Source organism: Methanomethylovorans sp. (assembly GCF_041447285.1).
In the GTDB taxonomy this organism is placed as follows: Archaea; Halobacteriota; Methanosarcinia; order Methanosarcinales; family Methanosarcinaceae; genus Methanomethylovorans.
This window is the reverse complement of record NZ_JBGMEB010000006.1, coordinates 85,024-97,516: the sequence shown is the minus strand read 5'-3', so window position 1 is coordinate 97,516 and position 12,493 is coordinate 85,024. Positions and strand designations below refer to the sequence as shown.

Annotated in this window: 6 protein-coding genes; 3 read left to right on the top strand and 3 right to left on the bottom strand. The window is 40.7% G+C overall.

Annotated features, from left to right (window positions below; translation table 11 throughout):
- The first annotated feature begins 260 nt into the window (after window positions 1–260).
- The 3 genes from ACC612_RS03235 (at window position 261) to ACC612_RS03225 (ending at window position 8,682) form a co-directional block, all read left to right on the top strand.
- Window positions 261–3,623, top strand: a complete 3,363-nt coding sequence (locus tag ACC612_RS03235; RefSeq protein ID WP_371853037.1) for a PGF-pre-PGF domain-containing protein — start codon at window positions 261–263, stop codon at window positions 3,621–3,623.
- 298 nt (window positions 3,624–3,921) lie between these two features.
- The gene (locus tag ACC612_RS03230; RefSeq protein ID WP_371853036.1) at window positions 3,922–4,479 is read left to right on the top strand and encodes a hypothetical protein; all 558 of its coding nucleotides are present in this window, start codon (window positions 3,922–3,924) and stop codon (window positions 4,477–4,479) included.
- 63 nt (window positions 4,480–4,542) lie between these two features.
- Window positions 4,543–8,682, top strand: coding sequence for a PGF-pre-PGF domain-containing protein (locus tag ACC612_RS03225; protein WP_371853035.1), 4,140 nt, complete (start codon window positions 4,543–4,545; stop codon window positions 8,680–8,682).
- 119 nt (window positions 8,683–8,801) lie between these two features.
- Here ACC612_RS03225 and ACC612_RS03220 read toward each other — a convergent pair whose 3' ends face one another.
- From ACC612_RS03220 to pfkC, 3 genes are read right to left on the bottom strand one after another with little or no spacing between them, the layout of a single operon-like run.
- Window positions 8,802–9,641: a DNA-3-methyladenine glycosylase gene (locus ACC612_RS03220; RefSeq protein WP_371853034.1), complete on the bottom strand. Its 840-nt coding sequence runs from the start codon at window positions 9,639–9,641 to the stop codon at window positions 8,802–8,804.
- 9 nt (window positions 9,642–9,650) lie between these two features.
- Window positions 9,651–10,988, bottom strand: a complete 1,338-nt coding sequence (locus tag ACC612_RS03215; RefSeq protein ID WP_371853033.1) for an ADP-dependent glucokinase/phosphofructokinase — start codon at window positions 10,986–10,988, stop codon at window positions 9,651–9,653.
- A gap of 12 nt (window positions 10,989–11,000) precedes the next feature.
- Window positions 11,001–12,479, bottom strand: a complete 1,479-nt coding sequence (gene pfkC / locus ACC612_RS03210) for an ADP-specific phosphofructokinase (RefSeq protein ID WP_371853032.1) — start codon at window positions 12,477–12,479, stop codon at window positions 11,001–11,003.
- Between the last annotated feature and the right edge of the window lie 14 nt (window positions 12,480–12,493).

Sequence of the window (12,493 nt, the reverse complement as noted above, 5' to 3'; positions counted from 1 at the left end):
TGATGGAAAGGAGATAAGTGTGCCAGAGTTATATAAATATCATAAAATGCTGTCATACGACACTTAATTCGAATTAAAAACGCATATTGAAAAATTTATATTGCTTTTGGTTATATTTATTGACTAAGTTTAAATAGTTGGCCATTCTATTACTCACTGACAAAATATCTCAAAATCCGCTCTAAAATATAGAGTGGGTGATATAAATGCAAATTAAATCTAACAAATTATTTTGTTTTGGACTCGTATTGTTTACGATAATGACAATAGGGATTGGGGCTGCCGATCCCTTGAATGTAGAGTATGTTAGCCACTTTGGAGGAAATGCATACGACATTGAAGTAGTCGGAAATTATGCATATCTCGGACAGGGACAGGACCTTGTAATAATGGATATCACTGATGATGAATCAACCGAAAAAGGAAGGATAATTACTTCATCAGTAGTGAGAAGTGTTGCTGTCGCAGGGAATTATGCATATGTTGCAAATGATGATGGTCTTGTGATAATAGACGTCAGCAATCCCTCATCACCACAGCTCCAGAACACATTGGACACTGATGGCTCTGCACAAGAAGTAGTAATTTCAGGTAATTACGCCTATGTCGTTAGCAGAATATATTTAGATGACGACTACCACAACACCCTGGAAATCATTGATGTAACTGATTCTGCATCTCCAACCATTGTAGGTAGCTATGATACCTATGGCTATAGGAGTATTGTTGATGTAGAGGGCAACTATGCATATATCGCCGATGCGTCAGAGGGTCTTATTGTACTAAATGTCACAGATCCCTCAGCCCCAAAAGTAGAGAGCACTATTAGTGGAAGTACTTCTGATGTTGTTACATCAGGAAACTATGCGTATACGATAAATGATGGGTACTTCACTATAGAGGATATAACTGATCCCTCTTCACCAACTCTTCTAAGCCAATATATGTCAGATTCTGGAACAATAGAAGAAATTGCTATATCAGGTGAACATGCATACCTGCTCACTACCGTATATTTAGCAGATGAATACCACGATATGCTTGAGATCGTAGATATAAGCAATGCCACAGCACCAGTCTACAAGAGTATTTATTTCGGTGATGATAAAGAGTCAATGAACAGCATTGCAGTATCAGGCAATTATGCTTACATAGCCGATGATTACGGCGGCTTCATGAAAGTTGATGTAAGTAACCCGAGTTATCCTGAACTTGCAGATAAATATGACAATGCCGGTAGTGTATCGGATGTTGCTGTATCAGGTAACTATGCATATCTAGCTGAAAGTGGTAATGGTCTTGTAATTGCAGATATCAGTGATCAGAGCTCACCAATTTTTACAGGAAGCTACGACAGTTCAGATGATGCATACAAGGTAGAAGTTGCAGGCAATTATGCCTACCTTGGCACTCATTGGTTCTGTAATATAAATGCTCTGCATATTGTAGATATTAGTAATCCATCTTCTCCTGCTATGACTGGATTATGGAGTTTTGATCCAGAAAGCTTTAGTACCGCTGTTGCGGACAATTATGCTTACATAGCGAACTATGATGTTCTTGAGATAGTGAATGTGAATATGAGCAATCCTTCAGCACCCAGCATTGTAGGATCTATATCCATTCCGGCATTAGACATTGCTGCAGAAGGAAATTATGCTTATATCAATGCTGAAGGAGATGGATTTGTAATTCTAAATGCTACGAACCCCTCATCACCCCAGATAGAAGGTAGTTATGATGTTGATGGGAATATTGCCATCTCAGGCAATTATGCCTATGTGGCTAACGGTGATAATGGTCTTGTTATTCTAGATGTAAGTGATCCATCATCTCCAGAGTTAGCTGGCACTTATGATGAATCCAGTGCTTCTGACGTTGTGATCTCTGGAGATTACGCCTATGTAACCAGTGATACTGGTCTGGTAATTTTGAACATAACCAATCCCGCTGCTCCCTCACTTGCAGGAACCTACAACATTGTTGCCAATTCTATTGCTGTAAAAGGAGATTATATATATGTGGCTGATGGCGAAAAGGGACTTACAATACTTCATATCGAAGAATCACATGAAACAGCACTAACAACATCGATAACAAATCTCAAAGAAACCGGAGTTAGCACACAGTGGATCAACTGGACATGGACAAATCCAGCCAGTACGGACTTCAGCCACGTAATTGTGTATATCGATGGGAACTTTGTTGTGAATACATCTGAGGATTATTACAACTTAACAGGACTGTCTGAAGGAACCACACATACCATAAGTACTAAAACCGTGTTTACTTCAGAAGGTATCAATAATACCTGGGTAAATGATTCAGCACAGACCTTACTTCCGATAGACACAACGGCACCAGAAAATGTTGCCGATCTGAAGGAAGAAAATGTTGGTTCAAGCTGGATAAACTGGACGTGGACAAAACCCTCTGATGCAGACTTCAGCCATGTGATAGTCTATGCTGACAATCAATTTGTTGGAAATTCAAGTAATGGCAACTATAACTTAACAGGGCTTGCTGAAGGAACCACACATACCTTAAGTGTAAAAACTGTGGATATGTCCGGAAATATTAATTCTGAATGGGTAAACGACTCAGCAAGAACTACCGCATCAACAGGCACGACATCTACAGCACTGCCAGCGATCTCTGGACTTGTAGGCAAAAACATTAGTTCCAGCTCTATTACATTGACATGGACAAATTCCCTTGATGTGTCAACTGTTACAATATACAGAAATAACATCAATATTGGCAACGTCAGCGGATCCACATCATATACTGATGCTAACCTGGCAAGCTCAACCTCCTACAATTATACTCTGGTTCCATACAGCAAGGGTGGAGTAGCAGGAAAAGCAGTGAGCGTGGTTCTGAATACAGGATCATCAAGCAGCAGTAATAGTGGTAGCGGCGGTAGCAGCAGCGGAGGAAGTTCTGCAAGTAAGAGTAGTAGCAGTGGTGGTGGAAGTGGTGGCGCTGCCAGTACAGAAGACTTCTCAAACATAGCAGTAAAAGATGCAGATAGCGAATACTTGAGCATAAATGCCAATGTAACCTATGAGTTTTCAAAAGAAGGCAATCCCATACAGTCGGTTAGCTTCTATTCTCTCAAGAACTCAGGAGATATAACAGCCACTGTCGAGACATTGAACAACCGGTCAAAGAGTGTAAATACCACACCAGAAGGACTACTATACAAGTATGTTAATATCTGGGTTGGCAAGGCTGGTTTTGCCAGTGCAGATAACATAAAAGATGCCACGGTAAAGTTCAAAGTTGAAAACTCCTGGATCGAGGAAATGGGAATAAGCCCTGAAAATGTGAAATTGCAGAGGTATGATGGCACAGAATGGCAGGTATTGCCGACTACTTTGGAAAGCAATACTACAAGCTATACAGTATTCGAAGCTCAGACCCCCGGATTTTCGCAGTTCTCCATAACTGCAGAAAGGGAGATTGCCCCTTCTGTAACTGATGAAACAGAGACAACTCCTGCTCAGACGGATGTTGCTACAGAAACACAACCGGAAAAGACACCAGGATTTGGATTCAGCATGACCATCCTTATCATAGGAGTGGTTGCTCTTGGTTATCTGAAGAGGAAGCAAAACTGATCTATTTTGGCCCTGTAATGAATATACAGGGGTTTAGAATATTGAGAGAAATAAAGTTACTACAATCTCTCAATATCAATTTTATTTTCACCATTCTTATGTATTTTTAGTTATTTCATTCGGAAGGCTTGGCTGTTACTGCAACCAAATGATGTATTATCAAAAAAGATATAGTCGAGTACCATACTTGTAGTTAATAGAGCTTAGAAAGAAAAAAGATTGGAAAATATACCTTGAACAAGGAGGAATTACTACGGCAAGAAAAAAGAATCTGATCCACAGGATATGTATTGTGTTTATGCTTCTGGTTATATCATCTTTTGTTTTTTGTGCTGCATCAGCTGCAGCAGAAGATACAAATGTGACACTTGAAAATGAAGCAAATTACCAGATTACGGATCAAGTAAACAAGTCTAATATGAAAGAGACTGAAAGTAAGTTAAGCACAGACCTGCTTGACCTTGTAAAAGAAACAAAGTCGGGTTCAACTACTGAAGCTGTTACAAATTCTGATAGTGAAGACCTTGTGTATGTATATGTATATCTTTACAAAGGCAATAGCACTAACGTTATAGAACCTATAGTAAAAGAAATAACCGATAGGGACGAAGATAATTCAGTAGCTGTTGCCTGGGTAAATGTAAATAAGCTGGAAGAGCTTGCCTCTCTGAAAGAAGTAAAGAACATAAGAACCGTAACGGCTCCTGTTGTGAACAACGGTTCAAACACAACTGAAGAAAACACAAGTGACACTACTGATGCTGAAAAAAGTAATTATCTTGCAGATGGAAGCTGGATAAAACTGATAGGAATAATCCTTTTTGCTACAATAGTATTTAAATGGAGAACTAAATAAGAATGATATTAAAGAAATAAGTTTTCGATTGGCTAAAATAAAGCTGAAATGGGGGGAGTAGTGTTGGGAAGAATAAATGATATCAGGATAATTGGTATTGTATTAACAATATTTTATGTAACTGTTGTTATGGCTTCAGGGTCACCAGGATCATCCTCTGATGACCCTATTCTCCAGCTTGGTGATCAGGCCGATAAGTACAACATAACAGAATCACAGCTGAAAATAAGTTCAGATCTACTTAATCTTATTAAAACAACAGAATCTCCTGTCACCAATTCAGATAGTCTTCAATCACCATATTTTATTCCAGCAAATGCAGCAACTGGGTTGGGTGAAGACCTTGTATATGTATACGTATATCTAAAAAAGGGCACCAGTATTGAAGCAATTAAGCCTTTTGTATATGAAATCATAGACTATGATGGCGAAAATTCACTCTCAGTGGTATGGATAAGTGTTAACAGGCTCGAAGAACTAGCATCCATAGAAGAAGTAAGGAAGATTCGGACTGCACTACCTCCTGTTATAAATGTTGGGTCTGTGAGCACCCAGGGAGATGACATCCATGGAACTGCCAGTGTAAGAGCCGATTATGGTCAAGATGGAACTGGAATCAAGATAGGAGTGATTTCAGATGGTGTAGATCATCTTGCTGATTCCCAGGCATCCAGTGATCTGCCTGCTGATGTTACTGTACTAAGTAACAGTTATGGAGGTGATGAGGGTACTGCTATGCTGGAGATAATAAATGATATGGTACCCGGTGCAAAGCTTTATTTCCATGACTGTGGCGCAAACACAATAGCATTCAACAAAGCCATGGATAATCTGGCAGCAGCGGGCTGCAATATTATAGTAGATGATATCTCATGGTTTACTGAACCATATTTTGAAGATGGAGATAATGAAAATGTAGCAGCCCACATGGCAAATTTAGTTAACAGCACTAATATACTATTTGTATCTTCAGCCGGTAATCATGCGGCTAGACATTACCAGGGAACATATGTCAATAATGGAAACAATTTGCATGACAAGTATTTCACATTGCTAATGAAACCCGGGAGTGAAATTGAAGTCTATCTTCAATGGGATGATCCATTTACATCTTCTTCAAACGACTATGACCTTTATCTGACAGATGAAAATGACATTGTTGTTATGGATTCAACAGACCCGCAGAATGGTACTTCTGGTCATAATAATCCCTTTGAGTACATGAAATTCACAAACCCAGGTCCGGAACAAGAATACTACATCCTAATAGAGAACTATGATGGCCTGGCAGCAACAAGGACTTTAGAGCTGTTCTTTTTCAATTCAACCGATGCTATACTTGATAAGACAAATCTTGTGACAGAGGATTCTATATTCGGACATCCTGCCGTTCCACCTGTTATTGCTGTTGCTGCAATATCTTCCTTTGATGAGAATCATGATGATGTTAAATACTTCTCTTCAGAGGGACCAGTGACAATTGCGTATCCTGTAGCATCCCAGAGACAGAAACCGGATATATGCGGAGTGGACGAAGTTAACATCAGCGGAGCTGGAGAATTTGGTGAATTATATAACAATAGCTGGTACTTCCCTGGAACCAGCGCTGCAGCTCCACATGTAGCGGCAGTGGCTGCACAAATATGGAGTAGCAATCCGTCAATGACAGCTGTAGAAGTACGCAACATATTGCTCTCTGATGCCACTGACGATATCGACACATACGGCATTGGATTTGATTATATCTCTGGTTATGGAATAGCCAATGCGTCCAAATATTTCATAAATGTAATTGGTGACATAAAGCCACCTGCATCTGTAACAGATCTTCAAGAAACTGGAATCAGCCCAAGCTGGATAAGATGGACATGGACGAATCCAACGGATGTAGACTTCAAACATGTAATGGTGTATATTGATGGTTTATTTGTCACAAACACAACTGAAGAGTTCTACAACTCAACCGGGTTGACCATAGGAATGGAACATACCATAAGTACCAAAACAGTGGACATTTCTGGAAATATTAATGAGACCTGGACCAATGACTCGGCAATAACTTCACCAGCCAATGGCTCTACTGTGGAACTTGCCAGCCGCTTAGAGGGAGAAATATTTAATGTGGCTGTAACAGGTGATTATGTTTATGCTGCCGATAATGAAACATTCATTATAGTAGACATTACTGACCTCGCTTCACCGATCCTTATAGGCAGTTATGAGACAGAGGATCCAATATATGATATCGAGGTGGCAGATAATTACGCTTATGTAGCTAACTATAGAGATGGTCTTACTATATTGAATGTCACAGACCCAACATCTCCAAAGCTAATAAGTAATTATAATGCAACTGCTTTGACATCTGATGTTGCTGTAAAAGACAATTATGTATGCCTTGCAGACAATTATAATGGACTTGTAATACTCAATATAACGGACCCAATATTACCAATGCCTGCAGGCATTTATGACACCGCTGGCTTTGCTGAAGGACTGACCATAGAAGGCAACTATGCATATGTTGCCGACAGTGTCAATGGTCTCGTAATAGTGAACATTACTGACCCAATATTACCTAAACTTGTTGGAAGCTATGACACTGTTGGTAAGGCAGAGGATGTTACGGTCTCTGATAGATATGCCTATGTAGCTGATGGCGATGATGGACTTATAATCCTGGATATCAGTGATCCTGTATCTCCAAAACTTATTGGAAATTATAACACTTCTGGCTATGCTTACTCTACTGCCGTATCCGAGAATTATGCATACATAGCTGACCGTTACAATGGTCTTGTGATACTGGATATTACTAATCCTTCCTTGCCGGTACTGGCTGGCAGTTATAATACTGCAGAGAATTGGGTAACTGATGTTGCTGTAGTAGACAGTTATGCATATGTTGCTGACACTTTTAATGGACTTGGCATCCTTCAAGTGACACCAGGACCGGATATCACCCCGCCTTTATCTGTAACAAACCTGCAAGAAACAGGAATCGGTTCAAGCTGGATCAACTGGACATGGACAAAACCTATAGATATGGATTTTGAACATGTAATGGTATACTTTGACGGTGTATTTGTCGCAAATACATCTGAAGAATTCTATAATGCAACCGAGTTGGCTGAAGGAACATTACATACCATAAGTACCAAAATCGGAGACACTTCGGGGAACATAAATCCATTATGTACGAATGATTCAGCAACAACAACCGCACCACTGACCATTTCCGAACTCTCTGGAAAGGATATCACTTCGATTTCCATAACACTAACATGGATAAACTCCCCCGATATAACTGTTGTTGATATCTACAGGAATAACATTATCATTGGAAACGTGACCGGATCAACTTCTTATTTGGACAGTAATCTGGCCAGTGATACCACTTATAACTATAGTCTTATCCCGTACAATATAGATGATTTGGAAGGGAAAGCGGTCAACGTTAGCCTGAAAACCAAGTCTTCCAGTAGTGGTGGCGGAGGCGGTGGCGGAAGCAGCACTAGTAAAAAGAGTAGTAGCAGCGGAGGAGGTGGAGGCGGCGGTGCGGGAAGTGCCGAAGACTTTGCAAATGTAGCAATGAAAGATGTTGATACACAATATCTTAAAATAGAGACTAATGTCACCTATGAGTTCTCAAGGGGGGGTAATCCCATACAATCGATCAGCTTCTATTCCCTTAAGAATTCGGGAGAGATCACATCGACTATAGAAGTGTTGAACAGCCGATCAAAACTGGTGAACAGCACACCTGAAGGAGCGATCTACAAATATGTCAATATATGGGTAGGCAAGGCTGGATTTGCCACTCCAACTAACATAAAAGATGCAAGTGTAAAATTCAAGGTCAACAGCTCATGGATGGAAGGCATGGATATTGACCCTGAAGATGTAAAGCTCCAGAGATACAATGGAGCTTCATGGGAGATATTGCCGATCACTACAGAAAATATAACTGAAGACTTTGTAGTATTCAAAGCCACAACACCGGGCTTTTCACCTTTTGCTATCACTGCAGAAAAAGCACTTGCTGCCTCTGCAAATAATGAGATGGGAAAAACATCCTCCGCCTTAGAAAATGATAGCATGAACAAAACACAGCCAGAAAAGACCCCAGGATTTGGGTTCGGCTTGGCTGTTCTTGTGATGGGAATTTCTGCATTCGGATATAGATACCTGAGAAGAAGATAAGATAGAGCCATTAACCCCTGTACGCTGTACAGGGGATTTACATCTGAGGCTGTATAACTTGAACCTTCGAAATTGATCCCTGCTGCTCTCCCCTACAGCAGCTCTTTTTATCACCTAGATCACTTCAAACCTTCAAGCCGTTTCTGATAAAATAAATACTGCTGTGCATAGCCACAGTATTTTCCGAAATATAGCCGTCCCCACGTTCCTATTTTAGTTTTTGTCATGCCATTGTTGAAGAACTCATGATTCCCGTAATAGGTCCTAATTACTTTTTCGACATGTGTATCCACTGGAAAAGCTTCCATTTTCTCGAAGGCGAAGAGAAGTATACAATCTGCCACTTTTTCACCTATTCCATCCAGTACCATGAGCTTCTTTTTGGCGGCTTCATAATCAAGCTCAAAAATCTCATCAAGGTTGATGTCACCGTCAACTACCTGTGCTGCTGCCTTACGTATACGATTAGTCCTGAAACCCAGCCTGCAGTCACACAGGTCAGAATCACACGCTATTGCTAAAGCACCGGGTTTTGGAAAACTGTAATAACCCTCAGCAATTTCCTCACCAAAAATGTGAGATATTTTGGAAATACCATTCTTTATGTTTGGAATGCTCCAGGCTGTGGCAAGAATATATGATATTAAGCATTCCCATGGATCCTGTCGGATAAGGCGCATCCCTCTGTAACCACGAATTGCCTCATCCATATATTTATCCTTATTCACAGCTTCCAGTATACTTCCAAGGTCATCGTCAAACCGGAAATAATTACGGAAAAAATCCTCCGGCAGTTTGGAATCAATCTGTACGACACCTGTTTGTAAATCCTGCCAGGCACGCACCACATCCCCCTGCACAACACCGGTCCATACATCACCAATCTTATCCCATCTGAAAACCTGGCCGCAATCTAGCGTATAGTCCAGGTTGAAATCGTCACAGTACAGAGTGTACATATATTTACCTCACTTTTGCCGCAGTTCCAGCTCCCTTAGGAACATTGAAGCTGTTACAGTATCTCCAAGACCCACTGTGGAGATGGGATTATCACTTAGCAGCGTGGGCATGATACATACCTGATAACCATCATATATGCCAGCAGCGCCACGACCAAAACGGACAGCTGATGTTGCATCAATGAATCGCTCTGTCTGAGCACGTCCAAACTCGCTTTCTTTTAGATTTGAAGATATTAAATCTAATTTATTCCGATCATGAAGCTGGCCAGTCGATGCAAAAATTCCAGCACATGTTACACCAAAATTCATAGCCTTAATCTGTGATTCCACATCAAGCTCTGCCTGCCGGGATATGCTTAAAACATATTCTCGTGTGTGAACAATCATTTTCCGAAGATCAGTGAACAATAGACTCCGCTTTGCAGCCTTTATTATGGAAAAAACATCCATCTGCAATATTTTGGCTGCGTTCACTTCATGCATAGAAGTTAACATTGCAAGCTCATCTTCATTCATGCCTATAGAACCTACAATAGAAGATAGGGAGGAAAACACATGCAAAGCCATATTCTTATTAGTAAAGTGGCCAAATTCAAGGTGTATCGACAGATCATTATTTATGGAGCACCACTTTTCCAGTTGTTCCAGAACTTTGTCAAGCTTGTCCATGAAAGTAGAACCATCGGGATAAGTCTCAATCATCATGTGAAAGCCTGAGAGCAACAAACCATCCATCTCGGCTACATGCCTGATGGCATATTCCTCAAAAGATGGATTAACAAAAAGAGAGATGTTCATAATATCATAGGTAGCTATGAAGCGGTTCTCCCTTGGAACTGTGAAACCGATATCTCCGCATTCAACATGCTCTCCTTTTTTAAAATCGAACACGAAATGTATGGGTTCGTCAGATTCACAACTTGCTTCCTTAGAACAAGAATCAGATCCAGGAATATGAATTGCCTTTTTGGAAAAAAAAGATAGCTGTCTCTCTGTAGGTTTCACAACATTGGGGATTACTAGCTCTGCACCCATTTCAGAGAGCACATTTGCCATTATCCCCATATTGCCCCCCATTCTCAGTTTAGACCTGTAGAGAAACTGATCTTTTAGGCTTTTGAATACTTCAGGTTCGTGGATGAGCCACTCTGCACCTGTGCCCTCTTTCATGCAAAGGAGAAGGCCTGCAAGGAAATCAGACATAGAATTTATGACACCGGGAGAAGTGTTTATTTTTTCCATCACCTCTGATGCATCCTCACAAGTGATCATAGCTGCTATTTCTGGCCCTGTAATAGAATACAAAGCATCAATGTTGGCATTATATGCACAGAGTATCTTCATCCCGAACTCCTGTCAGTTAGATTCCTGCTTTTTCCTGAGCATAGCAAGGATAGCCACAAAAGCACCTGCTGATATAGTATCACCTATTCCCACTGTAGCCACCGGGTCTGGTACCACTTTTGTCGGGATGACAATAAGGTCGTGATTAAGTGCGCAGATACATCCATCCTCGAATTCTGTTCCTGTACATACATCCCTTCTTACTAGATATTTTTCCAGTTTCTCGAGATCATCATGACCTTGTTCATATATTGGAACACTAAGACCGGATTCAGCTTCCTTGAGACTGCCGATGCCGCCATGCAACGCCTGTGCTGCTGCAAGGGTCGACGAGAATAGCAAAGCATCCCTGTGTTCTTCCACTGTAAGAGGGAAATCCCTGGAAGCTACACATATGTAGAATCCAAGCGAGTGTATATGGACCCTTTCAAGTTTAAGTTCGCATAATAACTTAACAGCACCCTCATATAATGCAGAGATGCTATTCTCACCTTTACTGATAACAGCGTATGCCAGCTCTTCATGACCAAGCACATTAAGTGCATTAGCTACCTCTACAGTATCCAATCCTAAAGAAGAAACATGCTGGTATACAATATCCTTAAGGATCGTTTTTCTAATGACCTTGTTCTGGATAGAAGTGAACTCCACATGTATACGCATGTCCGGATTACCTTCTTTTAGCCTTTTGATAACCTTCACAGCCTTATCCACATAATCACGGTAAGTCGCACCATCCTCATATTCCTCTTTGATCATTTGATAGCCAGCAAGGATAGCGCCATCAATTATTCCATTCATGTGTGGGATCTGGTCATATAACTGCTCGCTCATGTCTATGCGAATCCAGGAAGGTCTCGAAGAAATGATCAGCCGATTATCCCTGGGAACTTCGAACTTCTCTTCAGCACATTCAACCTTCATTCCTTTTGAGAATTCCAATATCCAATTTACCTTGGGACGCTGGTTTATGTCATAAGCCTCAGTTGGGTGCTTTAACATGAGAACTCCATCCTCTATAACTGGATATTTGAGATTAGGAGCATCTACAAAATATTCAGCTTGTTCCCGGGATAACCATGGGACATATGTTATGACATTATTAAGCCCAATGTTGGCTAAAAGATTAGAAATGATACCAGCCTGGCCACCCATGCGGGCTTTATCAAATACCAAATTATCCATGAGCCACTGGTGAATATCAGTGGTATATGTAGGCACTTCGGCGGCTTTACCATCCCTCATGGCAATCATAAGTCTTGCCACCAGATCCACGGGGTTCTGTATCTCTCGCGGATATTCTGCAACTCTCCGCTGAACTGCTTTTGCCCCTACTATGGAAATGAGCTTGTGAATATCTTTTTCACTTACATGCTTGATAGCATCAACATTGCTGTTATATGCAACGAAAACACCATTTATGTTGTCCAGTATATCACTGATACTGGAAAAAGCCATAGAATAACATTTCTCCCATTCTTCAATATCCATTCCTTAGCCCCCTT